Genomic DNA, 23896 nt, shown 5'->3' with positions numbered 1-23896 from the left:
ACCCTTATTGTTTGGCTTTACAATAGAGCTATGGTTGAGCGCAAGAAAAAGGATGGCGAACAGTGGCTGGCCCGTGCCGTCTCCCATGCCCGTCCCGAGGCTGTGCGCGACACCTTCACCACCTCCATCCAGCGAGTAAGCCGAATCCCGGGCCAGGTCGGGGAGTTCTCCGAGCGCGCCGCCGGCGTCCTAACCCGCAAGGACGCCCGCACCGTCCGCGTCCGCCTGACCCTCACCACTCTCTTTGTGACTCTGCTGGCGGTACTCGTGGCCGCTGTCGGCAATTACCTCTCCCTGACCCACACCCCCGAAGACAGCGTGGACCGCTACATGAGCGCCCTCGAACGCGGCGACTACATCGCCGGCATCGACCGCGGTGCCTACAGCGACTTCACCTACACCTACCTCACCAACTCCATCTACCGCGCCGCCCAGGGGCGCGTAGAAAACTACACCATCACCGGCACCAGTAAGGATGCCACCGGGCAGGTCACAGCCAGCGTCCTCGCCACCGTTGCCGGGCAAGACCACCAGCTCACCCTGCCACTCACCCAGATACCCCGCACCGGGCCCTTCAACGACAGCTGGCAGCTTGCCACCCCCGCCCAGTCCTACCTCACCCTCACCGCGCCGGTAGCGCTCGCCGGGGTGCAGGTCAACGGCCACCCCCTCGACCTTCCCGTTACGCGCCGTACAGAAACAGAAGCCGGGTACCAGTGGGTAATCCCAACCCTGCCTGGCACCTACGATTTCACCCTGCCCAGCAGCTCCTACTACACCCTCAGGCATGCCGACCACACCGTCACCGCACCTCTACCGGGCGACGGAACAAGTGCTCAGGAGCTCACCCTCGACGTGCGCCCGTCCCCGCGCATGTGGAACGAAACCAACAACCTCATCACCTCCTGGCTAGAGCGTTGCGAAAGTGCTCGACGGTTGGATGCCCCGGGCTGCCCTACCTCGATCCTCCACGGGGAGGACTCCACCGCTGTTATTAACGATGTTTCCTGGGAGCTTACCGATCGTCCCGCCTTCTACCTGGTGCCAGACCGCACTGACCCCCGCGTCTGGAGGGCCTCACGCTACCGCCAGGCGACCTTCGAGGTTACCTACCTCGCTGACGGTAAAGCCCAACGAGAAATCATCCCCTTTTACATCAATGCTGAGGTAGTCTCAGATGGAGCCCAAGCAAGTATTAGCGTGGGCCTTGGTGGCAGTGAAGAAAGCGAAGCCCAGCTACGCCAAGCCATCGTGGAGGAAGAAGCCTCCAAATCCACCCTCCAAAAATTTGTGGCCTCACTCTAGGCCCACCCTCTAAAGGCAGGAGACCATGCCCGAACAGCCCCAGCACTACCAGCCCACCTACATCAACAACCCCGGCCGCGCCCGCTCCTTTGCCCAGGGGCAGCCGGTTTACATCGTGCAGGCCAAATCCACCCTGGTGGCCTACCTGCTCTTCTTCTTCCTCTGGTGGCTCGGGGCCCATAAGTTCTACCTGCGCCAGCCCATCATGGGCATCTTCTACATCGTAGGTAACCTCATTGCGGGCGGTATCACCGCAGCGGTGCCCTTCATCGGCTGGATCTTCTACATCCCCCTGGTCATCGTCATGATCTGGGACCTCTTCACCATCCCCGTACGCGTGGGCTACCTCAACGCTCTGGCTAACCGCCGTATCTACTAATGGTGCTGTGAACAACACCGCTTTAACCGCGCCACCCCTGCCCAAACCGGGCGTCCTGCGGTAAAGTTGGTCAAGTCTGTGCTGGCGCTCGGCCAACACCTGAGACCGGCCAGACCGTACGTAATCTCCTGCTATGGAAATCCCATAGCCGCTTAGCCCAAAGGAGGGGTTTAATCATGCGTGCATACGAACTGATGGTTATCCTCAACCCCGAGGTAGAGGACAAGGCTGTAGAGCCCACCCTCACCAAGTTCCTCGAAGTTGTCACCAAGGACAACGGCACCGTTGACAACATGGACATCTGGGGCCGCCGTAAGCTCGCTTACGAAATCCAGAAGAAGTCCGAAGGCATCTACGCCGTCGTTAACTTCACCTCAACCCCCGAGACTGCTGCTGAACTGGACCGCGTTCTGAACCTGAACGAATCCGTCATGCGCACCAAGATCATCCGCCCGGAAGATCAGCAGATCTCCTCCAAGTAAATGTTTGAGACGGGGCCCTGTTCACTAAAATGTCAGACCCCCGTGCAAAACTTCAAATACTTACTCTTATTACGACTGGAGGCATCACATGGCTGGCGATACCGTCATTACCGTCATCGGTAACCTGACCGGCGATCCTGAGCTTCGCTTCACCCCCAACGGTGCGGCGGTAGCTAACTTCACGATCGCTTCGACTCCCCGCAACTTCGACCGCGCGTCCGGCGAATGGAAAGAAGGCGAGACCCTCTTCCTGCGCGCCAGCGTCTGGCGTGAAGCTGCCGAGAACGTCGCCGAGACCCTGAAGAAGGGCATGCGCGTCATCGCGCAGGGCCGTCTGAAGTCTCGCTCGTATGAAACCAAAGAAGGCGAACGCCGCACCAGCATGGAGCTAGAGATCGAAGAAATCGGTCCCTCACTCCGCTTCGCCTCCGCTAACGTATCCCGCAACCAGCGCTCAGGTGGCAACTTCGGTGGCGACCAGGGCTTCGGCGGCGGCTACGGCAACCAGCAGGGCAACGGCTTCAACGCCGGTGGCCAGGGTGGTTACGGCGGCGGCGCAGGCTACGGCAACCAGGGCGGCTTCGGTGGCAACACCGGCGGCGCACAGCAGGGCAACTTCAACGCTGCCCCTGCCGCACCCACAGCAGCCCCCCAAGCCGCACCTGTCCAGCAGGCACCCGCTGCTGACCCCTGGGGCCAGCAGTCCGGTGGCAACTACGACTGGGGATCCGGCGCAGACGACGAACCCCCCTTCTAAACCCCCGGGCAGGCACCGCCTGCACGGCAGAAGGGAAGGGGCGCCCGGCGTCCTTCTTTGAACCAAGACAAAATATTCATCCATCCCGCGGTTTATCCCGCGGGCTCCCACCAGAAAAAGGAGCACCACGATGGCTAAGGCTGAAATCCGCAAGCCCAAACCCAAGCAGAACCCCCTGAAGGCTGCTGACGTCACCGTAATCGACTACAAGGACGTCGCACTTCTGCGTAAGTTCATCTCCGACCGCGGCAAGATCCGTGCACGTCGCGTCACCGGCGTGACCGTTCAGGAACAGCGCAAGATCGCCCAGGCAATCAAGAACGCCCGCGAAGTTGCACTGCTGCCCTACTCAGGCGCTGGCCGCTAAATCGATAGGAGAGTAGAAGAACATGGCTAAGATCATTCTTACTCAGGAAGTCACCGGCCTCGGTGCCGCTGGCGACGTCGTCACTGTAAAGGACGGCTACGCACGTAACTACCTGCTGCCCCGTGGCTTCGCAGTCACCTGGACTGTAGGCGGCGAAAAGCAGGTTGAGTCCATCCGCGCAGCACGCGCTGCTCGCGCCAAGGCTAACCTTGAAGAAGCAAAGGCAACCGCAGCTGCTCTGTCAGCAAAGCCCGTTGTTGTTGCTCACAAGGCTGGCGCTGACGGCCGCCTCTTCGGCACCGTTAAGGCTGAGCACGTTGCTGACGCCATTGAGGCATCAGGCGCAGGCTCCGTCGACAAGCGTGCGATCAACCTCGGTTCCGCTATCAAGCGCACCGGCGTTTACACCGTTTCTGTGCGTCTGCACGAAGACGTTGTAGCTAACGTTGAGCTGGACGTTGTAGCTGAGTAATTCCCTTGAGGATTATTCGCTAGGCTTCTAGCAGCATCAGGACGCCCCGTTCCCCCTTGGTGGGGAGCGGGGCGTTCTTGCGTGGGGCAGGGTAGCGGGTGCGGTTTCACAGGGGAATCTGGCATGCTAGAGGGTATGGCTTTACGATCAACACCTTCTTCTACCCGCACCCGCCGCCCACAGAGCACCCAGATGCTGTTTGCAGCTGCGGTGACCGAGGGCCTGGCGGTGCTGACGCTGGTGTTGGCTTTCGTGGTGAACGTGGGGTCGCCCTCAACGGTTCTGGCCACCTTCTTGGGGTTTATGGCTGTTTCTGTCGTAGCGGCTACCCTGGCCTTTGTGCTGGCCCTGGTGGGTCTGCTGCGCTTTGCCCGGCACACGGCCTGGTTCATCATGATTCTGGTGGTGTCTGTGCTGGCTAACCCGGTGCTCTGGTTCTTCCTGATTGGCTACTTCTCCTAGGAACTCCCCGGGGGGGGGCGGTGCCTGCCCGTGCCCGGGAAGCGCCCACGGGCGTCCGAAAAAATACCCAGCTTGCTCCCAGGCAACTCAAAACCCAGTTCAAGCCTAGTGCGGTTATATGGATATAACAGCTCGAAAGGCTACAAGAAGCGAATGTGTGTGTGCTTCGAAAACCGGGTAATGCTGAACCCGGCTTTCACTCACCGATGGCGAGACCAGTATGGGGGTCTCGCCATCGGTGTTTAAGTTGTTTTCACTGTTGAGGGTCTCTTTTCACCCGTCCGGCGGATGCGCCACCTACTCGTTTTCTCTAGGGTAGAAGTAGGTACCCACACACGAAAGGTAGCAATGGAGCACCCTATCCAGCCCTCTCATCGACAACAACCACAGGCTCAGCCCTCGCAGGCCTTGGCTCCGCAGCCTCAGCCATCACAGGCCCAGGCGTCATCCACCCGCTCGCGCATGCTGGTGCCCGACGTTGCCCGCGGGCTCATGCTCTGGGGTATTGCGGTAGCCAACGTGGCTACAGCCTGGGTGCTCTTTGCGGGCGGCCCGGCGTCTATGACCGGGCGGGTGGTCGACGGGAGCTTCTGGGACAAGCTGACTATTATGTTCACCACCTCCTTTGTGCATGCCCGCGGCTTCCCCATGTTCTCGACCCTGCTGGGCTTTGGTGTGGGGCTGATTGCCGCCAGCCTCTACCGGCGCGGTTACCCCCTACCGAAGGCCCGCGGAGTGATTGCCCGCCGCTACGGTATGCTGGCGATCTTTGGCGGCCTGCACATGGTCTTTCTCTTCTGGGGCGACATCATGCTGGCTTACGGCCTGATTGGCCTGTTCATGGCCTGCCTGATTGCGGTGCGCACCAAGGTTCTGCTCTGGATCGCTGGAACGCTCTTTGCCGTGACCAACCTGGTGGCTCTGGCCGGGGTGCTTTTACTTGAGGCGGTGCTCGGCGCTGGCCAGCTCCAGGAGCTACTGAGCGGGGGCAGCAGCGGCGGCCTACTACCCATAACGAGCTACTGGTCGGTACTGCTCAACGGCCTGATTGTGCTGCTCGGTAGCTTCCTCGGTGTGCCGTTGCAGGCTTTTATGTTGCTCCCGCTGATGCTTCTGGGTTTTGTGCTGGCGCGTGAGGGCGTGCTGGCTGACCCTGCGCGTCACCGCCGGGTGCTGGTGTGGCTGGCCGGGGTTGGCCTGGTTGCTGCCCTGGGCACCGGTATTCCTGCCGGGCTCGAGGCCCTGGGTGTGCTGCCTACCGGCGTTTTCGGGGTGCTCACGATGACCCTGGGGGTTCTGGGCGGCCCGGGCTTTATTGCCCTGCTGGCGCTGGCGCTTGCCGGGGTTCAGGAGCGTGTGGACGCCGGTGCCCCCGTCCCTGCCCCGCTTCGACCCCTGATCGCCCTGGGTAAGCGGTCTATGACCGGCTATGTGCTGCAGTCGGTGATTTTCTTAGTGGTCTTCGGTGGCTTTGCCCTGGGGCTTTTTGCGGACGCCGGTGCCTCCGTGCTCCTGCTGGTTGGCACCGCCGGGTGGCTGGTAACGGTTCTTGTGGCGGTGGCCCTTGATGCGGCGGGCAAGCCCGGCCCGCTAGAGGCCCTGCATCGCAGGATGTCTTACGGTAAGGGCGGGCTGAATTAGCTGAGGGGCAGAGGCTTCGCCCGCAGCCTGGGGGCTGTCTAGGTTTCTTGGCGTGTGTGCACGTTTTTCCCTGCACACGAGCTAAGAACCCTAGACAGACTACCGCTCCACATTCCCAGCTGGCACACAGGAACGGTATATAAGAGCTTAAGAAGGCTCCGCCATACTAGAGGTACAAGGTTCGAAAGAGCAGCCGCCCGCAGGGTGGTCCTGGAGAATCTCAAGAAAGCAGTAGTGTGTGTTTCTTGCATGGGGCCTAGCCCTGATGTGTAAATGTGTGTGTATGGATGAGGCCGGGTCGGGGGACCCGGCCTCATCGTTTTAAACTGTGCGAGTGCGCCCCTAGAATGGGTGCTTATGCACTGGCTTATTCTGATTATTTCTGGTCTCTTTGAAGCTGTCTGGGCAACGGCCCTGGGTAAGTCCGAGGGGCTGACCCGCTTGACCCCTACCCTGGTCTTTATTGGGGGTCTGGTTCTCAGCATGGTGGGCCTGGCCTATGCCATGCGGGAGTTGCCCACCGGTACCGCTTATGCTGTATGGGTGGGAATCGGCGCGACTGTCACCGTCCTCTACGCCATGGCGACCGGCACCGAGCCGGTTTCCCTGCTTAAGGTGCTCTTCCTGCTCATGATTGTGGCGGGTATTGTGGGGCTGAAGGTCACCTCTTAGAGAGTCAAGCGCCTATTCGCAGTGATGTATGTGGACCCGCGGAAGAGAAAAAGGCGAGCAAAACGATATTTTGTCACTCTGCTTAAATATCCCAAGCAATCGCCGAATCCCCTCATCCAGCATGAGCACATATCAAGTTACTGGTCGGCAGGGGTAGGAGTTGGCATAGGGGCTATCTCTACGAACCCTTGGCTGAGGTACTCGCCTGATACGCCTTTGAGTTCAATCCAGATTTCCTGACCTCGGCCGGTTAAAGCTGTAGCCATGGTAGTTTGTTGAGGTAGGCAGGGTAGAACCTGCGACATGATGAACCCCTGAGCGTCCCATACTTCTGCTGAGAAGCCCCCATGGTCAGAGCACCAAGCGATGAGGTAATAGTCCACACCTTCGACAGCAACGCCAGGTTGCCCCTCAATTGTTTCAGAGTCAAAGGTGATACGTGTTGCTGCTTCATCTGATGGAAGGGGTGGGGTGACGCTGGCAGATGGGGTAGATGTATGATGTGTTGTTTGGCTGGGGGTGGGCGTGCTTTGAGCGCTGTTACTATCTGAACAAGCAGCAAGCAACAGGCAACTAGCTAATAGAACCGAGGGCAAGGGCTTAAACGTTTTCAAGGCTATTTTTCCCAGTAGTACCAACCTACTCTGTTGGTGTCAGGGTAAATAATGGTTCCTGACTCAAGAACAGTCGTTGTGCAGTCGTGATTAACTCGAAACTCCTCAACTTTTCATATGTGGTGCAAGATGCTTTATCAACCTCTGTTTTAATAAGCAAGATTATTTATGTAGTAAGTTGGTCTCAGAAAGATTACGCCCTGCGCTCACTGTGAGCTTGCCTCACTCCTCAGATTTTGAACAAGCCCCTTGGTTGTAGTCTATTTATCTATTAGGGGTAGGAAGTTGTTTATGACTACTGGAGGTCTCAGGGTTGATGGGTGGCTGGTTCTTGAAATATTTTATCTGTACATTGTTCTTTCTGATCTGGCTAATAAAGCACCATGCAAGAATTCCGATTGATATAAAAAGAATCGCTACTATAAGAAAAAGAATTAAACCTAGACTTTCTGGTGACATTTCAAACTCCAAATATAAATTAATATTTTATGACTTCTAAAAAAATTTTATGAGATGGAGTTGGGGTGTGGCAATGTTATTTCCCCAAATATAGACTTAAGTCTATTGAATGTAGACTTAAGTGTATATTTATATGACGAACTTTTGAAAATTCACCACTGTTTGTAATCCAGGGGAAAGTTTTGCCGTCCTGCTTCTACTGCGAGCTGCAACCTACTAGTTACTCCAACCTTTCGCATGGCCCGAGTGAGAAGGGCTTTTACTGCTGACTCTGTCACCGTGAAATAGGAGCTAATTTCACGATTACTCCACCCCTGGCAGACTGCCCACACAATGCGTTGCTCTCCCTCGGTGAGGAGCCCCCAAGAAGCGCCAGCTGGGGGCTCAGGTCGACCCATGACAGAGTTGAGTGCTTCTAAGGCTCGCTGGGTGATCACTGCCTGTCCTCGGCATGCAGCCTTTATGGCATGCTCAATTTCATCAGGGAGTGAGTCCTTGGTGAGATACCCGTGCACACCGGCCGTTAGGGCTGCACTAACGTAACTAGGTGTGGAGAACGTTGTTAGAGCTACAACCTTGGTTGCTGGTAGAAGTTCTAGAACCTTCTGAGTTGCTTGAACCCCGTTCATACGGGGCATTTGCAGGTCCATAAGTAATACATCAGGCTTGAGTTTTAGAGCTAGGTTAACCGCTTCAAGGCCGTCGGCGGCAAGCCCCACTACCTGAAAGCCTTGCCTCTGTCGGACAATAGAGGCTATACCTTCTCGCATAATGACGTTGTCATCAGCAATGACAACTCTGAAACTCTCTTGCTCCACTCCGGCTACCTCTTTTCTAAGGGAATTTTTATATCTACATTCCAGTAGTCGCCCTTGCGGCCGTACTCAATTGTTCCCCCGAGTGTAATGACTCTTTCTTGAATGCTGAGTAGACCGTGACCTGTGCCCGTGAATTTTTCGACGGTATAGCGGTTGCGTGTGCTGAGTTCGCACATACCGTTCTCCAAAGCGACATGCAAAATCACCGTCTCTCGGGCAGGGGCATATTTCAGGGTGTTGAATGACAGTTCATCAATTATTTTCACAAAAGTGGGGGCTATACCCGGCGGTAGGGCTGATAAGTCGCCGGTAACCCGGGAGTTAACAATAAATCCCTCTTCCGATAGAAGCTCAACAGCATCAGCGAACGAACTTTCAGGGTCTGCCTCAGCGGAAGATAAAAGGGGTTGGTTGCCGATATCTTTTTGGGTTCTTAAAGTCCCTACAAGGCGGCGGAGCTCGTCGAGGGCAAGTCGGGCATGCCTTTCACAGTCTTGAAGAGTGCCCTGTGCATCTTGAGTAGAAGACCCCGCAGCTTTGATGATGATAGTGCTGATTTCTCGGGCAATAACATCGTGAAGTTCCTGTGCCAGTTCTTCTTGGATTTGAGCTTGCAGTAGCTGCTGCTGCCTCAAAGATTCTAGGCGGGCTTCTGCTGTTTCTCGTGCGAGACGTAAAGCAAGAGGTAGGACATAGGTGAAAGAGATAATGAGGAGTATGTAGATTGACGCCTGTAGAAGTGTTGCGTCTTTAGTCTCGTACCAGAGTGTGGCTAGAAGAAATACTAGGTTGAGGGCGTTTTGCCACCCTGCAGCTGCAAATACGAGAAAGGGCAGCAGAAGGAAAAGTGCGAGAGGGAGCCAGATGTTCCCTATGGTGCTTGGCGCAAGTGATGCCGTGGAGAGAGCCCAATAACACCACAGAGCTGTTTGTTGTCGTAGGGCTAAAAGCAAAACCAGTAGTGCGCCTAAGATTATGATGCCTGCAGGGAACATCATGGATGTATCGCTGTGAATCAGATGCACTGTAGAAACTACAGAGGCGTAGACTATGAGGCTTGCTAAAAGAAAGGCGAGATGCCGGGGGAGGGGCCGGTGCTTGAGCTGAAGAACTCTCTGCATGGGCTACCTCCTTGTGACGCCGAATACTTCATAGTCTAGTGCAGAGAATATTGCTTGTACTGTCGTGATTGAAGCAAACATCCCCCTTGTGCTGAAAGTGCCGCCCAGAATGGGACATACGGTAAAAGCAGGGATGTTCAGCGGATGCGCCTAATGCAGCCTCATAATAGACCCATGAAGGTTTTACTCGCTGTCGATAAGTTCAAGGGCACGCTCACCGGCGCGCAGCTCACCGAGGCGCTCGCCGCCGGGCTAGAGGAGGCTGGCGGGTGCGAGGTCATCACCTGCCCCATAGCGGACGGCGGCGACGGCACCGTAGATGCCGCCCTGGCCGCCGGCTACAGTGAGGTCACCTGCACCGTCACGGGCCCCTTTGCTGGTCAGCCGGTGACCGCCCGCTACGCCTACTCGCAGGCTGAACGCACGGCCGTCCTTGAAATTGCCGAAGCGGGCGGCATTGCCCGCCTGCGCGAAGACCAGCTGGATACCTGGCGGGCCACTTCCTTCGGCGCCGGTGAGCTGATTCTGCACGCGGTGGGCGCGGGTGCGCGGACGCTCGTGGTTGGCCTGGGCGGGTCGGCCAGTACCGATGGGGGAGCGGGTCTCATGCAGGCGCTCGGTGTGAAACTTCAGGACGCTGCGGGGCGTGAGCTTGCCCCTGGAGGCGGGGCGCTGGGGCAGCTGGCTTCAGTTGATCTGACCGGGCTCGATGAGCGTCTGGCCGGGGTAGAAATTATCATGGCTAGCGATGTGACCAACCCGCTGTGCGGCCCCTCTGGTGCCGCTGTGGTCTACGGGCCCCAGAAGGGGGCTGTCGAAGAGCAGGTTCCCCAACTTGACCAGAACCTGCAAAAACTAGCCGATGCGGTAGAAGAAGCCCTCAATGTTTCACGTGGAACATTCGCTACCGCCCCCGGTGCAGGTGCTGCCGGTGGTCTGGGTTTTGCCTGCCTGTCGGTACTCGGGGCCACCATGCGCCCCGGCGTGGAGGTCTGTTTTGAGCTCACCGGCTTCCACCGGGCACTTGAGCAGGCAGATATCGTCATCACTGGCGAGGGAAAGTTCGACGAACAAACCCTGCAGGGCAAGGGCCCGGCAGGGGTCGCGGCAGAAGCCTCCGCCCGCAACCTGCCAGTCATTGCCGTCTGCGGAATCAGCGAACTATCCTCCGACCAGGCCCGTGCCGCCGGGTTTACCGCCGTCTACTCGGTCGTGGGTGACACCCACGCTACCCTGGAAGAATCCCTGGCCAACCCGCGTCCTTACCTCCACGAACTAGCAGCCACTATCGCCAGCACCCACCTGCGCTAGACCCTTCCCCCCTGCCGTGGCGGGAGGCTACTTCTTCTTCCAATACCCCTTGGCATAGCCGTGCCCCTTGGGTACGCCCAACTCCCGCCGCGCCCAGATACGCACGGGATGAATAGACCCGGACTCACCGGCCAACCAGGTACACACCGACCCCTCCGGCAGGGGGTAGCCCATCACAGCCTCAGCCAATGCCCCGCGCCGGGCAGAATCCACCCAGACCACCTCAAAATTCTCAGGAGCAGCAATCACCTGCTGTGACGCCTCTCCGGGCACCTCAATCACGGCCACACCCCGGGCGCTCGCGGGCAGGCTCTCGATCCAGCGGGCCATACCGGGTAGGCCACTTTCGTCCCCGGCTAGCAGGTAAAAGTCGTAGTCCTTGCTGATGGAGTGCCCCGACTTCGCCCCCAGAAAATGCGCGCTATCGCCCACAGCAACGGTGCGGGCCCAGGTCGTCCCAGCCCCGTACTCGTGCAGCATGATGTTGATTTCCAGCGCCCCGGTGCGCTCGTCAAAGTTCCTGACCGTGTACTTGGCGGTGGTGGTTGGCTGACTCCATCGCGCCTTGCCCTTCTCAAAGGTCGGTGCGGGCAGTACCTCCCCCTTCTTGCCGGTCACCAGGTAGACGTACTCACCCACCAGCCCCTGAGCCTCAACCCGCTTGCCGTCAGCAGGTTCGGCAACCACCCGCATGACGGTGGGCGTCAGCTGCCCCACCTCGGTCACCCGGTAGTGGGAGTAGCCGCCCCGGTACTTGCCCGACTTCATCGGCTGCGGGTAGGACGCCCCCGCCCCGCCCCGGCTGCCCCCGGCATCTGAGGCGCGGGTTGGGTTCTGCACAGGGGAGGTCGCGAGCGCCGACCCCTGCCCGGCGGCGAGCGCCTTTTCCAGCTTCTCCACCCGCTTGAGCAGCTGCTTCTGCCCCTTCTTTAGGTACTTCACCTCGGCCTTGAGGCCCTTGAGCTGCTCCTTGGCGTCCTTGCCCTTGCTCTTTGTGCTGCCCACCGGCGTCCTTTCTCTGGCTACGACCAGCCCCTTTTGGCGCTGGCCAGCTCAATCTCTAGTACTTAAGTACTCTAGCTAGAACCCATGCTACCGAGATAAAGTTAAGCCCATCACATCACCGTCGCTGTGAATACCAAAGGAAGTAGCTATGACTCTTTCCCCTACCCCCGGCACCCCCGCCCTCAACCGAGCAGCAGGACTACTGATCTGGGGCGGAATTGGGCTTGCCCCTGCTGCCTTTATCGCTGGGCTGACCTACTCCGAACCTTCCTGGGTTTTATTCAACCTTCTCCCTGCTGCTTTCGGCGGCGGCATCATTGTTTTCAACCTAGGGCTTATCCTCGGTTTGGTCGCAGTCTACAGAGGCCAAGCCGGGCAGGTGCTACGCACCGCCCTATGGCTGCCCATCTCACTGATAGTTAGCGCTCTTCTTATTTTCTGGGTAGGGGCACTTATCGCCCAGAGCCCCACCTTCTAACCCCCAGGAGAACACAATGTCAGACAGCACCCAACCCCACGTCACCGGTTTTCACACCACCGACCCCCGATCCACAGGAGCGGCTACTACCCTTACTATCATCGGTGTCGTTCTCCTCCTGACCCCCGTAGCGCACCTGCTCGCTGTTCCCCTCGGCCTCCTGGGAGTGCCCGTCGCCAAAGAGTGGGTAGCCTACAGTTACGACCCCTTTAGCGCCAATATCCTTCTTGCCATTGTGGCTCTGGCCCCCGGCTACTTCTGCCTCCTTGCAGTCCTACGCCGCGCCCCCTCCATACCCCGCCTTATCGCAGCAGCCACCGCCCCCACCCTGGTACTGCTCTATGCCCTCTTTGCCGTCTACTACTACCTCACCAGCATCTAGTCTCACAGCGAAGCGATATCGCCGGGAGCGCTCGCAGGTGAGATGATAGAAGCTCACCATATTCTTCACTACCGAGGGGGCCGCCTTGTCTGAGAGCCAGTCTGAGTTCGTCCGTACACCGCCGCACGACGACACTGCCGAGCAGTCGGTACTGGGCGGCATGATGCTCTCCAAGGACGCCATCGCCGACGTCGTTGAGGTCATCGGCGGCGGCGCTGACTTTTACAAGCCCGCCCACGAAATGATCTATGAGGCCATTATCCACCTCTACGGGCACGGCGAGCCGGCGGACGCCATTACGGTGGCTGATGAGCTAACCAAGCGCGGCGAACTGAACCGCGTGGGCGGGGCAGCCTACCTACACTCCCTGATCGCGGGCGTCCCCACCGCTGCTAACGCCGGTTTCTACGCCGAAATTGTGGCTGAACGCGCCATGCTCCGCCGCCTGGTGGAGGCTGGCACCAAGATTGTGCAGCTGGGCTACTCCGGCGACGGCGAGGCAGAAGCCCTGGTCAACGCCGCCCAGGCCGAGATTTACGGGGTTTCTGCCAACAACACCAAGGAAGACTACGTTCCCCTCTCTGAGGCCATGAACAGCACGGTCGAAGAGATTGAGGCCAACGGCTCCCGCGACGGCGGCATTCACGGCGTGCCCACCGGCTTCATCGAGTTCGACGAGCTCACCGCCGGCCTGCAGGCTGGCCAGATGATCGTAATCGCGGCGCGTCCGGCGATGGGTAAAGCGCTTGCCCTTGACACCCCTATCCCTACCCCCACAGGCTGGACCACCATGGGCGATATCCGCGTGGGCGACACCGTTCTGGGCGCAGACGGGCACCCCACGACCGTCACGAACGCTACCGACGTGATGACCGGGCGTCCCTGTTTCAAGGTCATTTTTGATGACGGAACCGAAATCATTGCGGACGCCGAGCACCAGTGGCTCACAGAAACCCGCGCGTCCCGTCGGGCACGCTCATCAGCTCTGGCGGGTTCAGGTGGGGGGCGTGTGCGGACGTCTGTGGGCGCGCAGGTGCGCACCACCGCTGAGATTCGTGAGACGGTTCGCTGTGTGACGGCTGACCGTCGAGCCAACCACTCTATTACCAACGCCCGCCCGCTCCAGCTGCCCGAAGCTGACCTACTAGTCGCCCCCTACACCCTGGGGATTTGGTTGGGTGATGACTCAACAGCCTTGGCTCCGAGTGCTAAGAGCCTACGTACCCTGGGCGTTCTGAATAATAAGCACATTCCTATGCAGTACCTACGGGCCTCTGAAGCGCAGCGCCGAGCTTTGCTGGCAGGTCTGCTCGATAGCGACGGCACCGTTACAAATGCCGGGTGTATTCAGTTCACGGTTACGAACCGCCAGTTGGCATACGATACCCAGGAGCTGGCGCTTTCTTTGGGGTACCGCACAGGTATGGTAACGAAAAAGGTCAAGGGCAGTAGCGAGGCTACGTCGACGGCCTACAAACTGACTTTCTCTTCCTCTGATTCTGTTTTTGCTCTATCTCGCAAGAATCAGATGCACCGTGACCGCGATGCCCGTCCGACCGCTAAGCGGAGCTCTCGCTACATTGTTGCTGTGGAGCCTGTTGATTCTGTACCGGTGCGCTGTATTGAGGTGGATAATGAGCAGCATCTTTTCTTGGCTTCTCGCGCTTTTGTGCCCACCCATAATTCTACGTTTGCCCTAGACATCGCCCGCTCTGCTGCCATTAAGCACGGTATGACCACGGTGTTCTTCTCCCTGGAAATGGGCCGCAACGAAATCGCTATGAAGATTCTGTCGGCTGAGGCTGGCATTAATCTGTCTGATTTGCGTAAGGGCAAGCTGGACGATGATCAGTGGGCCAAGATTGCTACCGCCATGGGCAAGATGGATTCAGCTCCGCTCTTTATTGACGATTCACCCAACATGACCCTGATGGAGATTCGCGCTAAGGCCCGCCGCCTGAAGCAGAAGAATAACCTCAAGCTGATTGTTCTGGACTACCTGCAGCTGATGAGCTCGGGTAAGAAGGTTGAGTCGCGCCAGCAGGAAGTTTCGGAGTTCTCGCGTGCCCTCAAGCTGATGGCTAAGGAGCTCGAAGTGCCTCTGATTGCCCTCTCGCAGCTGAACCGTGGCTCTGAGCAGCGTACCGATAAGAAGCCACAGGTGTCGGACCTTCGCGAGTCGGGCTGTCTGACTGCTGATACTCGTGTGCTTCGCTCTGATACGGGAGCTGAAACAACGATGGGCGAGCTTTTTGAGCAGGGTGCTCAGGACGTCCCGGTATGGTCCCTGGGGGACGACATGCGTTTCGTGGAGCGGCACCTGACTCACGTCTTTTCTACGGGCGTGAAACCTGTGTATCGTCTAACGCTAGCTTCGGGTAAGACCCTGCGCGCTACCGCCAATCACCCCTTCTTTACGTACACAGGCTGGAAGGGCCTGGGTGAGCTTGCAGTGGGGGATCGTTTGGGCGTACCCCGCCACGTCAACGGGCCGTCTGCCCGGACGCACTGGAGCGACGAGCAGGTCATCGAAGCTGCTTCTACAGCACCTGTGCTGGGTGTTCCCTCTGAGGTATTTTCCTTACCGAAAGAGCAGATTCGCCTTTTCCTGCGCACAGTGTTCTTAGACGTGCAGACTGTAGATTCATCGGTTACGGTGAACCTGCCTCGACCGGTTGCTGAGCGGGCAAGCCTTCTGCTTCTACGTTTTGGTATTTCAACGGTCGTTGAAGATGGTTCTCTGTCTGTGGCTGAGCATGATGATTTAGTCCGGTTTAGCTTTGAGATTCAAGACATCGAGATTCCGGACGCCGGTGTTCCGCTGGGCAGGAATGAGCAGGTTTGGGGGCAGGTAGGTGATGTTCTGCGTGAGCCTACTCGAGTAGCTGATGCTCTTACATCTGCTGGCGTACGAACGAGTGCTCCTGTGCTGACTCAGGTAGCTAGCGTCCTTGATGCCGCTGAGCTCGACATGCTTGCGGTCAATGACCTTTTCTGGGACACCGTCACTTCTATCGAGTACGAGGGGGAAGAAGAGGTTTTTGACGCCACTGTGCTAGGGAACCACAACTTCATCGCCAACGGCATCACCGTTCATAACTCTATTGAACAGGACGCTGACATGGTCATTCTCTTGCACCGCGAGGATTACTACGAGAAGGAATCAACCCGCGCAGGCGAGGCGGACGTCATCGTCGCTAAGCACCGTAACGGCCCCACCAAGACTATCGCGGTCGCCTTCCAGGGGCACTACTCGCGCTTTGCCAACATGGTGCACGACTCTTACACTGGCACCGAGACCTTCTAACCCCAGCCTGACAGAAGCCCCCAGGAGTCGGCCCTCTCCTTAGAAGAGGCCGTCAAACAGCGACAGCTGCTCCTGGGGGTTCTTCTTTTTCGGCGCGGGCCGGGTCTTACGGGAGAGAGAATTCCCCTCAAGATAGCTCCGAACTGCCGGTGCGGTGCGTTCAACCAGTTCATCGGTGCTGAGCGCGGCAAGATGGGGGAGCCCCAGAAGGTAGCGTCCTACCGCTACCCCTAACAGGTGGGTGCTGAGGAGCTCCGCGGACGCCTCATCCAGGCTAAGCTTCAGCGGGTCGGCACAGCTTTGGGTAAGGTGCTGCGCCAGAGCTTCCTTGATGGCGGGTGCCCCCGTGGCTGACGCAAGAGCCGAACGAACTAGACCTATAAGCAGCGGCCCTGTCTCGGGTGATTCCCACAGGTGCAGGTAGGTCGCGACAAGATCGGTAGCCCGGTCGCCGCTGCTGAGTGTTGTGGCCTGACTGGTTGAAAGTTCCATCACCTCATTGAGCAGGGTTGTAAAGAGTGCTTCTTTTGACCCAAAGAAATGTCGAATGAGGGCGGGGTCAACCTTGGCCTGCGCAGCGATAGCCCGTACAGAAGTACCCTCGAACCCGTGTTCAGCAAAGAGATTGGTTGCTGCCCGCAAAATGTCGTCGCGGGAGCGGGTGCCGCCGCTGCGTCGTCCGCGGGGCGAGCCGGAAGTAGTAGAGTGCTGAGCTGCCATATGCCCAGTCTACCCAGAATTCCCCACTCGTAGATAAAATTCATCAAGCGTAGAATAATATCCCCACCTGTTGAATTATGTAGGGTGGACTAAAAGACTCGTTCGCGAACCCCGCTAACTCACCACCTGAAAGAGCCCCATGAACTTCTCTGCCCTGCATGAAACCCTGGTTGCGGCGTCCGATCCCGCCAACGCCGCCCCCATGGCTGCCTACATGCGCAATCAATTCCCCTTCCTGGGAATTAAAACCCCGCAGCGCCGGGAACTCATCAAACCCCTGCTGGCAGAGGCCCGGGTAGAAGCGAAGGCTCAGGGCATAGACCGCAGCTTCGTTGAGGCCTGCTGGCAGGCTCCGGAACGGGAGTTCCAGTACGCCGCGCTCGACTATCTACACGCACTGCGCCGCTACCTCGAACCTGAAGACATTGACTGGTTGCGGGATCTCATCGAAGAGAAAAGCTGGTGGGACACCGTTGACCGCCTCGACACCATGGTCGGCGAGATTCTCTGGCGCAACCCCAATGACGCCCTCATTCTTGCCTGGGCGCAGGACGCCAACCTGTGGGTGCGCCGCGTAGCTATCGACCACCAGCGCCCCCGCAAGGCCGAAACAAACACTGCCCTGCTCGAAGAAATCATCACCCTCAACTTTGGTTCTAGGGAGTTCTTCATCAATAAGGCCATTGGCTGGTCCCTGCGCGAGTATTCCAAGACCGACCCCGCCTGGGTCGCAGACTTCATCGCCCGCCACGGTACCCGCATGGCCCCTTTGAGTGTGCGTGAAGGTTCTAAGCGACTCTAGATAAGTAGATAACTAGCTGATATTCTGGAGCGTAGAAGCCCCGGTGGAGCGCTACTTCAAACTTGTTTTGGAGTATTCTCGCCGGGGCATTGTCATATCACAGAGGAGTGATGCCTAGGATGCAGGAAACTTATTGGGTAGAGCAGTGGCTTTCAGCAGAAAGATGGGAAACCTATAAGAGCGCCGCCCAGGAAGATTTTGGTTTAGCTCTGCGTCTGTACGAGTGGAATACTCAGCTGGCAGGGGCAATAATGCACGATGTTGCCCATATCGAAGTTGCTCTTCGCAATTCTTATGATCGTCTGCTTTCTGATGCATGGTCTGGTTCAGATCACTGGTTACTTGACTCTCTCTCACCTGTGAGGACCCCTCTAATACGAGTAAGGAATGGACAGCAAAGAGACCTGAATGCTCGTAACCGTTTGAGTATCGACGAAGCAGTAAAACGTACTCGTTCATCAGACCCGCTGCCTGGGCAGATTATTGCTGAGTTATCTTTTGGGTTTTGGCGTCACCTTACATCGGCGGCGTTAGAGAAAACTTTATGGGTGCCGTATCTGCACGAAGCCTTTCCTTCTAAAACAGATCGAAAGAAAATAGACCGGGCTCTTGCTCTTGTGAATGGTGTGCGTAACCGTGCAGCGCACCACGAGCCTTTATTTACTAACAGAAGGTTGCAAGAGATTACTGCGGCCCATCAGGCTATTGGTTTGCTCGCCTTCATGCTTCTTCCAGAGCTTAGTGAGCATCTGCGTCAAACAAGTTCTATGAACTTGTATTTACAAAACCGTCCCTCTCTATAAGGGATTCTTCTGTCATTTATACCCCGGCGGTACCCTGGTGTTATGACTTCCTCACCTTCTTCACACCGCCCGTCCGCCGCCCCCGACGCCGGTCTGCTGGCCGGTAAGACCATCGCCGTGACTGCCTCTCGCCGTATTCAAGAGCAGGTTGCGGCCTTTGAGCGGCAGGGTGCGCGCGTGCTGGTGGCACCCACCGTCCGCATCGTGCCGGTGGCAGATGACACCGAACTGCACGCGGCCACCGACCACATCCTTGCCCACCACCCCGACGTCCTGCTGGTCACTACCGGTTACGGCCTGAACGGCTGGTTTGATTCTGCCCGCGAGCGCGGTCTTGAGGAGCAGCTGCGGCAGGCTCTTGCGGGGGCTACGATTTTGGTGCGTGGCGCTAAGGGCCGGGGTGCGGTGCGTGGTTTGGGGTTTGAGGACGCTGGTATGGCGGCGCAGGAGCGTACGTCGGCTTTGGTGGATTTGGCGCTTGAGCGTGGTGTGGCTGGGTTGCATGTGGTGGTTCAGCAGCACGGGTCGCCGGATGCCGCCGAGGAGCGACGTTTGGTGGATGCGGGGGCGCGGGTGACGGCTGTGGTGCCGCATAGGTGGGAGGCTCCTGAGCGTCCTGAGCTGGTGGATGAGTTGATTGATGCCCTGGTGAGTGATGAGCTGGATGCGGTGACGTTTACTGCTGCTCCTGCGGTGTCTGCCCTGTTTGAGGCGGCGTCGGCTCGCGGGGTGTTGCCGCAGGTGATTGAGGCTTTTAAAGCGGGGACTATTGCTGCTGCTGTGGGGCCGGTGACGGCTGAGCCTCTTGAAGAGGTGGGTATTGTGCCTGTGGCTCCTGAGCGTTTCCGTCTGGGGGCGCTGGTGAAGGAGCTGACCGCGGCCCTTGCCGCTAGCAGGTAGACGACGAGAGGGGCTGGTGACTGTGTTTGAGCCGCCGCAGGGGTGGGGCCCTGCTCTGATTGAGTATTTGGGTATTGAGCCCTGGCGTATTCCGATTGTGATGCTCTCTGCCCTGGGCATTTACCTGACTTTTTTGGTGCTGGTGCGTATCTTTGGGGTGCGGGTGCTGAGCGGCTGGAACGGTTTTGATGCGGTCATCATCATTATGTTTGGCGCGGTGGCTGGCCGTGTGATTATTGGGCACCCGCCGACGCTGGCGTCGGGCATGGTGGGTCTGGGCACGCTCATGCTGCTGGAGAGTATCTTTGGTGCGGTGCAGTCGGTCACCGGTATTCGGCATATCAACCATAAGCCCCGGGTGATTATGGCTCACGGCAAGTTCGTGGTGCGCCATTTGAAGCGCTCGCATTTGGCGCCGGCAGAGGTGTATGCGGCGCTGCGTAAGGCGGGTATTTCGCAGCTGAGTCAGGTGCAGTGCGTGGTGCTGGAGGCTACCGGCCAGCTGTCGATTGTGCGTGAGGGCGTGGAGATCGATCCGCAGCTGCTGCGCGGGGTAGTGGGTGCCGATAAGGTGTTGAAGAAGCGGCCAGGACGCCAGAGGTAGAGCTAGCTCTACCTGGCCGGTGGGGTGGGGGTGAGGTAAGAGTAGAGACTGCCCCACTGTGCTCGGGGGCTGGGCGCGAAAGAATAGAAGCATGACAAGCACCGATTACACCCTGCACGACGCCGCGCCTGCCGCCCCTGCGGCAGGGAGCCAAGCACCGGCGTCCTTTGATACTGACCCCGCCGGCCAGCCCAAGCCCGTCAAGAGCCTGTGGCGCCGTATGGCTAACCCCTTCTATATTTTCACTGCTGGCCCCTGGATCGCGTTTGCCGTGCTGGTAGCCCAGGGCATTGTTGCCTCCCTGGTGACCGGCCTGACCGCCTCCATTATCGGTATCGCGGTTCTACCCTTTGCTGCTATCGGGTTCGCGGTCTATGAGCGCTGGCGCCTGGCAAAGACCGGCCACGGGGTGATCGCCAACGGCCACGTCGACTACCCCAACGCCAGCTTCTGGCAGGGAGCTCTCTTCCGCCTCAAAGAAATTGCCACCTGGCGCGAGGTCGGCTCCCTGGCACTGACCGCCCTCTGGGGCTGGCTGGCAGGCGCAGTACTCGGCCTGCAGGTCATGGCCCTTGTCGGCACCAGTGCAGTAGCCTACTACCTGGGTATAGGGAACAGGCTCTACCTCGACTGGCAGTACCTTTTCCTCTACTCCCAGGGGGAAATGAACTACTACATCAACCAGGGCCTTCTTCCCGCAAGCGGCCAAATCTTTGAAGTTACTCCCCAGTACTGGTGGGTCTTCCTGGCCGCTATCCCCGTCCTGCTCATCATCTTTGCCTACGTCAACGGCCTGCTGGCCGCCACCGGCGCTAGCCTCTCCAAGCTGATCCTGTCCTCCCGCCCCGAAGAACAGGAACGCGAACTGGCTCGCCTGACCGCCTCCCGCGCTACCATCGTCGACGCCTTCGAGGGTGAGCGCCGCCGCATCGAGCGCAACCTGCACGACGGCGTCCAGCAGGAACTGGTCAACCTCAACCTGCGCCTTGGCCTAGCCGAGATGGAAGCGAAGAACCTGGCTGCCGACACCCAGGACGCCCGCGCCGCAGCCCTGCTTAACCACGTCACCGAGGCCCGCACCCAGCTCTCCCACGCCCAGCAGACCCTGCGCGACACCGTCCGCGGTATCTACCCGGCAGTGCTCGAAGACCACGGCCTCAAAGCCGCCCTGGAAGAACTGGTGCGCCATAGCGTCCTGCCGGTCCACCTGACCTACGATGCTCCTGCCCGCCTGCCGCGCGACCTTGAACGCACCGCCTACTACACCGTCAATGAGGCTCTGACCAATACCCTCAAGCACGCCCAGGCCCAGTTTGTCTCACTCTCTGCCTTCGTAGCGGGGGAGTCCCTGGTGGTTACGGTAGAGGACAACGGTATCGGCGGCGCTGACCCCGCCCGCGGCACCGGCCTCGCCGGCCTGGTAGAACGCGCAGCCGCCCTGGGTGGCACGGTGCAGGTGGATTCCCCTGCCGGTGGCCCCACCCGCCTGACCCTCGCCCTGCCCCTACCCAAGGGCTCAACAACCCTGTAGCGTTTCACGTGAAACGTTGTCACGAAAGGTGCCCCATGCGCATTATCCTCGCCGAAGATTCCGCCCTGCTCCGCCAGGGGCTGACGATGGTACTAGGAGCGCTGGGGCACTCCGTGCTTGCAGAAGCCGAGGACGCTCCCACCCTGCTCACCGCCGTTGAAGCAGCAATGGCGGGGGAGGGCGTCGATGCCGTCATCACCGATGTGCGTATGCCTCCCACCCACACCTCTGACGGCCTCAAAGCCGCCCTACAGCTGCGCGAGACCTACCCCGGCCTGCCCATCGTGGTGCTCTCCCAGTACATCACCACCGCCTACGCCCGCGAACTTTTCGCCCGCTCTGCGGCGGGGCTGGGCTACCTGCTCAAAGACAGGGTGGGAGACATCGAAGAATTTGCCCGCGCCCTTGAAACTGTGGTGGCAGGTGGCACCGTCATCGACCCGGACGTCGTCCAGCACCTTCTCGGCGGCACCTCTAGCGGGCAGATACCCGGCACCCCGGCGGGTACTTCCGGTGCGGACGCCCCCACCCCCTCTCCCTACCCCGGGGCAGGGGGCAGCGGGGGAGCGTCCGCCCGCCAGCCCGGCCAGGCAGTGCACCCTACCGGGGGCAAGCTGGCCAGGCTCTCCCCGCGCGAGCTGGAAATCCTGCGGCTCATGGCCCAGGGGCGGTCAAACGCAGAGATCGAAGCTGAACTTTTCATATCCCCGGCAACCGTCGCCAAGCACGTGGGCAATATCTTCGACAAGCTCGACCTACCCGCCGATACCGGCAACCGCCGCGTCCGCGCGGTCTTGGCCTTCCTAGAGGGGTAGTTGCCCATACTAAGGGTGTAGCAGGCTCGCAGCGAGTGCGAGCCTGCTACACCTTTCTTTGTTCTACTTCTGAATCATGGCCTGCGCCAGCACCTCAAGGCCGCGGTGGGCCTGTTCCGTGCTGGGGGAGAGATTAGAAATCATTAGCTCGTCGGCCTGTACCGAATCAGCGAAGCGGGTGAGGTAGTCACCTACCTGCTCCGAGGTGCCTACCGCGGTGTAGCGCAGCATGTCCAGGATTTGCTGGCCCTGGGGTGAAGCGACCAGCATATCCAGCTCGTCGTCGCTCAGGTCACGGTCATCTAGGTGCATCATGGACTTCACCCGCTGCCGGTGCGCAATCACCTGCTGGGCGCGGGCGTCCTCTTCTGTATCGGCGGCAATCACGTTAGCCGCAGCGATCACGTAGGGCTGCTCTAGTTGCTCTGAGGGGGTGAAGCGCTCGCGGTAGACCGCTATGGCCTGTTCCAGGTGAGTGGGGGCGAAGTGGGAGGCAAAGGCATAGGGCAGGCCCAGGGCACCAGCGAGGGAAGCGCCGAAGAGGGAGGAGCCCAGGATGTAGAGGGGCACATTGGTCCCTGCCCCCGGGGTGGCGTGGACGCCGGGCACCCGGGTGTCCCCGCTCAGGTAGCCGGCGAGTTCCTGGACGTCCTGGGGGAAGTTCTCTGCGTCCTGCGGGTCCCGGCGCAGGGCGGCGAGGGTACGCATGTCGGTGCCGGGTGCCCGGCCCAGGCCCAGGTCGATGCGGTCGGGGTACATTTCGGCCAGGGTGCCGAACTGTTCTGCCACGGTGAGGGGGGAGTGGTTGGGCAGCATGACGCCACCAGCTCCCAGTCGAATGGTTGAGGTCTGTGCACCAACGTGGGCAATAAGCACTGCCGGGGCTGCTGAGGCAATGCGCTGCATGTTGTGGTGTTCTGCGTACCAGATGCGTTCGTAGCCGAGTTTCTCTGCGTGCTGGGCTAGCGCTACAGAGCGTTTGAAGCTGTCTGCGGGGCGTTCACCCGGGAAAATGAGGGCAAAGTCGAGCAGGGATAGGGCTGGCATGGTGAATGTCCTTCTCTATATAGGGGTTGTGTATGCCTGGCATAACGGGCAGAGAGGGGTGCAGTATTCCTTGAAAACGGGTCAGGGAGGGCAGTTTGGGGGAGTTTTGAAGGTTTTTCAAAGAATTTTAGGTGTAGTGGGTCATAGATGTGAGCCATAGACCTGCCTCACTGACCGCCTGTGACTAGGTGAAATACTGTTGGTGGAGGTGCTTTGCGGGGCTAAAAATGGGTGTACGGACGCCTGTGGGTGGTTTTTGGGGTCATTTTCGACTTGCGAAGTGTTTTGAACCTGCGTAGAGTATTACGAGTCGCCACGGCACAGGGGAAACCCGCCAAGCGACAAAACACCTAGTCACATAGCGAATTCAGGCCAAGGCCGGAACCGAGAAATCACAGCTCGCACGAGTGAGATTTTGAAGTAACAATCCAGCCGAAAGCCACTGTGAGACACAACACGGAACACCGAGTTGACACACAGAAAAGAAACGCGATAGACTAGACGAGTTGCCCAAGCGGGTAACACAAAAACTTGAGAATGACCGATACGAAACACCGGCCAGCATCTGGCTAGGGTTGAGAATGCGGTTTGTTGCTTGAAAACTCAATAGCGTACCAATGTTATAAATAACATTCTTATCGT

The 23896-nt window shown here is 58.9% G+C and carries 26 protein-coding genes; 19 read left to right on the top strand and 7 right to left on the bottom strand.

Annotated features, from left to right (window positions below):
- Window positions 1–30 precede the first annotated feature (30 nt).
- The 9 genes from L6758_RS05790 to L6758_RS05750 all read left to right on the top strand — a co-directional run bounded on the left by L6758_RS05790 (window position 31) and on the right by L6758_RS05750 (window position 6537).
- Window positions 31–1305 carry a hypothetical protein gene (locus L6758_RS05790; RefSeq protein WP_237205105.1) on the top strand — a complete coding sequence of 425 codons (1275 nt, stop codon included), beginning with the start codon at window positions 31–33 and terminating at the stop codon, window positions 1303–1305.
- A gap of 25 nt (window positions 1306–1330) precedes the next feature.
- The gene (locus L6758_RS05785; protein WP_237187013.1) at window positions 1331–1684 is read left to right on the top strand and encodes a TM2 domain-containing protein; all 354 of its coding nucleotides are present in this window, start codon (window positions 1331–1333) and stop codon (window positions 1682–1684) included.
- A gap of 176 nt (window positions 1685–1860) precedes the next feature.
- The gene (rpsF, locus tag L6758_RS05780; protein ID WP_135011322.1) at window positions 1861–2166 is read left to right on the top strand and encodes a 30S ribosomal protein S6; all 306 of its coding nucleotides are present in this window, start codon (window positions 1861–1863) and stop codon (window positions 2164–2166) included.
- Window positions 2167–2254: 88 nt separating this feature from the next.
- Entirely contained in the window at window positions 2255–2923 is a 669-nt protein-coding gene (locus L6758_RS05775; protein WP_237205104.1) for a single-stranded DNA-binding protein, read from the top strand.
- A 130-nt stretch (window positions 2924–3053) separates the two neighbouring features.
- Window positions 3054–3290, top strand: a complete 237-nt coding sequence (rpsR, locus tag L6758_RS05770) for a 30S ribosomal protein S18 (protein ID WP_004005948.1) — start codon at window positions 3054–3056, stop codon at window positions 3288–3290.
- Window positions 3291–3312: 22 nt separating this feature from the next.
- Window positions 3313–3762 carry a 50S ribosomal protein L9 gene (gene rplI / locus L6758_RS05765; protein ID WP_135011324.1) on the top strand — a complete coding sequence of 150 codons (450 nt, stop codon included), beginning with the start codon at window positions 3313–3315 and terminating at the stop codon, window positions 3760–3762.
- 135 nt (window positions 3763–3897) lie between these two features.
- Window positions 3898–4224 (top strand): hypothetical protein, encoded by a 327-nt coding sequence (locus L6758_RS05760; protein WP_237205103.1) that lies wholly within the window; start codon window positions 3898–3900, stop codon window positions 4222–4224.
- 348 nt (window positions 4225–4572) lie between these two features.
- Window positions 4573–5865 (top strand): DUF418 domain-containing protein, encoded by a 1293-nt coding sequence (locus tag L6758_RS05755; protein WP_237205102.1) that lies wholly within the window; start codon window positions 4573–4575, stop codon window positions 5863–5865.
- A 357-nt stretch (window positions 5866–6222) separates the two neighbouring features.
- Window positions 6223–6537 carry a DMT family transporter gene (locus L6758_RS05750; RefSeq protein WP_185173745.1) on the top strand — a complete coding sequence of 105 codons (315 nt, stop codon included), beginning with the start codon at window positions 6223–6225 and terminating at the stop codon, window positions 6535–6537.
- A 137-nt stretch (window positions 6538–6674) separates the two neighbouring features.
- Here L6758_RS05750 and L6758_RS11000 read toward each other — a convergent pair whose 3' ends face one another.
- The 3 genes from L6758_RS11000 to L6758_RS05740 form a co-directional block, all read right to left on the bottom strand.
- Complete coding sequence (locus L6758_RS11000) at window positions 6675–6803, bottom strand: hypothetical protein (protein ID WP_272878804.1); 129 nt, start codon at window positions 6801–6803, stop codon at window positions 6675–6677.
- 959 nt (window positions 6804–7762) lie between these two features.
- Window positions 7763–8428, bottom strand: a complete 666-nt coding sequence (locus tag L6758_RS05745; RefSeq protein WP_237205101.1) for a response regulator transcription factor — start codon at window positions 8426–8428, stop codon at window positions 7763–7765.
- 5 nt (window positions 8429–8433) lie between these two features.
- Window positions 8434–9549, bottom strand: coding sequence for a sensor histidine kinase (locus tag L6758_RS05740; protein ID WP_237205100.1), 1116 nt, complete (start codon window positions 9547–9549; stop codon window positions 8434–8436).
- Between the two features lie 174 nt (window positions 9550–9723).
- On the opposite strand from L6758_RS05740, the gene L6758_RS05735 reads away from it, so the two are divergent.
- Window positions 9724–10860, top strand: coding sequence for a glycerate kinase (locus L6758_RS05735; protein ID WP_237205099.1), 1137 nt, complete (start codon window positions 9724–9726; stop codon window positions 10858–10860).
- A gap of 27 nt (window positions 10861–10887) precedes the next feature.
- On the opposite strand, the gene L6758_RS05730 is transcribed toward L6758_RS05735, so the two are convergent.
- Window positions 10888–11865 (bottom strand): siderophore-interacting protein, encoded by a 978-nt coding sequence (locus L6758_RS05730; protein ID WP_237205098.1) that lies wholly within the window; start codon window positions 11863–11865, stop codon window positions 10888–10890.
- Window positions 11866–12013: 148 nt separating this feature from the next.
- Here L6758_RS05730 and L6758_RS05725 point away from each other — a divergent pair, with 148 nt between their 5' ends.
- The 3 genes from L6758_RS05725 to dnaB all read left to right on the top strand — a co-directional run bounded on the left by L6758_RS05725 (window position 12014) and on the right by dnaB (window position 16032).
- Window positions 12014–12343: a hypothetical protein gene (locus L6758_RS05725; RefSeq protein WP_237205097.1), complete on the top strand. Its 330-nt coding sequence runs from the start codon at window positions 12014–12016 to the stop codon at window positions 12341–12343.
- A gap of 16 nt (window positions 12344–12359) precedes the next feature.
- Complete coding sequence (locus L6758_RS05720; protein WP_237205096.1) at window positions 12360–12725, top strand: hypothetical protein; 366 nt, start codon at window positions 12360–12362, stop codon at window positions 12723–12725.
- Between the two features lie 85 nt (window positions 12726–12810).
- Window positions 12811–16032: a replicative DNA helicase gene (dnaB, locus tag L6758_RS05715; protein ID WP_237205095.1), complete on the top strand. Its 3222-nt coding sequence runs from the start codon at window positions 12811–12813 to the stop codon at window positions 16030–16032.
- Between the two features lie 39 nt (window positions 16033–16071).
- On the opposite strand, the gene L6758_RS05710 is transcribed toward dnaB, so the two are convergent.
- Window positions 16072–16752, bottom strand: a complete 681-nt coding sequence (locus L6758_RS05710) for a TetR/AcrR family transcriptional regulator (protein WP_237205094.1) — start codon at window positions 16750–16752, stop codon at window positions 16072–16074.
- Window positions 16753–16891: 139 nt separating this feature from the next.
- Here L6758_RS05710 and L6758_RS05705 point away from each other — a divergent pair, with 139 nt between their 5' ends.
- The 6 genes from L6758_RS05705 to L6758_RS05680 all read left to right on the top strand — a co-directional run bounded on the left by L6758_RS05705 (window position 16892) and on the right by L6758_RS05680 (window position 22207).
- Complete coding sequence (locus L6758_RS05705; protein ID WP_237205093.1) at window positions 16892–17554, top strand: DNA alkylation repair protein; 663 nt, start codon at window positions 16892–16894, stop codon at window positions 17552–17554.
- A gap of 110 nt (window positions 17555–17664) precedes the next feature.
- Window positions 17665–18357, top strand: a complete 693-nt coding sequence (locus L6758_RS05700; RefSeq protein ID WP_237218611.1) for an Abi family protein — start codon at window positions 17665–17667, stop codon at window positions 18355–18357.
- 42 nt (window positions 18358–18399) lie between these two features.
- The gene (locus L6758_RS05695) at window positions 18400–19257 is read left to right on the top strand and encodes a uroporphyrinogen-III synthase (RefSeq protein WP_237205091.1); all 858 of its coding nucleotides are present in this window, start codon (window positions 18400–18402) and stop codon (window positions 19255–19257) included.
- Between the two features lie 16 nt (window positions 19258–19273).
- On the top strand, window positions 19274–19861 hold the full coding sequence (locus tag L6758_RS05690) for a DUF421 domain-containing protein (RefSeq protein WP_237212169.1): 588 nt from the start codon (window positions 19274–19276) through the stop codon (window positions 19859–19861).
- A gap of 91 nt (window positions 19862–19952) precedes the next feature.
- Window positions 19953–21392 (top strand): sensor histidine kinase, encoded by a 1440-nt coding sequence (locus L6758_RS05685; protein WP_237205089.1) that lies wholly within the window; start codon window positions 19953–19955, stop codon window positions 21390–21392.
- Window positions 21393–21427: 35 nt separating this feature from the next.
- Window positions 21428–22207 carry a LuxR C-terminal-related transcriptional regulator gene (locus L6758_RS05680; protein WP_237205088.1) on the top strand — a complete coding sequence of 260 codons (780 nt, stop codon included), beginning with the start codon at window positions 21428–21430 and terminating at the stop codon, window positions 22205–22207.
- Between the two features lie 63 nt (window positions 22208–22270).
- Here the strand turns inward: L6758_RS05680 and L6758_RS05675 are convergent, their stop codons facing one another.
- Both L6758_RS05675 and L6758_RS05670 read right to left on the bottom strand, forming a co-directional pair.
- Window positions 22271–23254 carry an LLM class flavin-dependent oxidoreductase gene (locus tag L6758_RS05675; protein WP_237205087.1) on the bottom strand — a complete coding sequence of 328 codons (984 nt, stop codon included), beginning with the start codon at window positions 23252–23254 and terminating at the stop codon, window positions 22271–22273.
- Between the two features lie 367 nt (window positions 23255–23621).
- Window positions 23622–23896, bottom strand: a 275-nt coding sequence (locus tag L6758_RS05670) for a hypothetical protein (protein ID WP_237205086.1), incomplete at its 5' end; no start/stop codon positions are given.

Origin of the sequence: Rothia nasimurium (assembly GCF_928382285.1) — a bacterium.
In the GTDB taxonomy this organism is placed as follows: domain Bacteria; phylum Actinomycetota; class Actinomycetes; order Actinomycetales; family Micrococcaceae; genus Rothia; species Rothia nasimurium_E.
This window is presented reverse-complemented; position numbering and strand designations above follow the sequence as displayed.

Coding starts and splice junctions, on each gene's coding strand:
- L6758_RS05790 (WP_237205105.1), top strand. CDS start 31: ATGGTTGAGCGCAAGAAAAAGGATGGCGAACAGTGGCTGGCCCGTGCC.
- L6758_RS05785 (WP_237187013.1), top strand. CDS start 1,331: ATGCCCGAACAGCCCCAGCACTACCAGCCCACCTACATCAACAACCCC.
- rpsF (WP_135011322.1), top strand. CDS start 1,861: ATGCGTGCATACGAACTGATGGTTATCCTCAACCCCGAGGTAGAGGAC.
- L6758_RS05775 (WP_237205104.1), top strand. CDS start 2,255: ATGGCTGGCGATACCGTCATTACCGTCATCGGTAACCTGACCGGCGAT.
- rpsR (WP_004005948.1), top strand. CDS start 3,054: ATGGCTAAGGCTGAAATCCGCAAGCCCAAACCCAAGCAGAACCCCCTG.
- rplI (WP_135011324.1), top strand. CDS start 3,313: ATGGCTAAGATCATTCTTACTCAGGAAGTCACCGGCCTCGGTGCCGCT.
- L6758_RS05760 (WP_237205103.1), top strand. CDS start 3,898: ATGGCTTTACGATCAACACCTTCTTCTACCCGCACCCGCCGCCCACAG.
- L6758_RS05755 (WP_237205102.1), top strand. CDS start 4,573: ATGGAGCACCCTATCCAGCCCTCTCATCGACAACAACCACAGGCTCAG.
- L6758_RS05750 (WP_185173745.1), top strand. CDS start 6,223: ATGCACTGGCTTATTCTGATTATTTCTGGTCTCTTTGAAGCTGTCTGG.
- L6758_RS11000 (WP_272878804.1), bottom strand. CDS start 6,803: ATGGCTACAGCTTTAACCGGCCGAGGTCAGGAAATCTGGATTGAACTC.
- L6758_RS05740 (WP_237205100.1), bottom strand. CDS start 9,549: ATGCAGAGAGTTCTTCAGCTCAAGCACCGGCCCCTCCCCCGGCATCTC.
- L6758_RS05735 (WP_237205099.1), top strand. CDS start 9,724: ATGAAGGTTTTACTCGCTGTCGATAAGTTCAAGGGCACGCTCACCGGC.
- L6758_RS05725 (WP_237205097.1), top strand. CDS start 12,014: ATGACTCTTTCCCCTACCCCCGGCACCCCCGCCCTCAACCGAGCAGCA.
- L6758_RS05720 (WP_237205096.1), top strand. CDS start 12,360: ATGTCAGACAGCACCCAACCCCACGTCACCGGTTTTCACACCACCGAC.
- L6758_RS05710 (WP_237205094.1), bottom strand. CDS start 16,752: ATGGCAGCTCAGCACTCTACTACTTCCGGCTCGCCCCGCGGACGACGC.
- L6758_RS05705 (WP_237205093.1), top strand. CDS start 16,892: ATGAACTTCTCTGCCCTGCATGAAACCCTGGTTGCGGCGTCCGATCCC.
- L6758_RS05700 (WP_237218611.1), top strand. CDS start 17,665: ATGCCTAGGATGCAGGAAACTTATTGGGTAGAGCAGTGGCTTTCAGCA.
- L6758_RS05695 (WP_237205091.1), top strand. CDS start 18,400: ATGACTTCCTCACCTTCTTCACACCGCCCGTCCGCCGCCCCCGACGCC.
- L6758_RS05685 (WP_237205089.1), top strand. CDS start 19,953: ATGACAAGCACCGATTACACCCTGCACGACGCCGCGCCTGCCGCCCCT.
- L6758_RS05680 (WP_237205088.1), top strand. CDS start 21,428: ATGCGCATTATCCTCGCCGAAGATTCCGCCCTGCTCCGCCAGGGGCTG.
- L6758_RS05675 (WP_237205087.1), bottom strand. CDS start 23,254: ATGCCAGCCCTATCCCTGCTCGACTTTGCCCTCATTTTCCCGGGTGAA.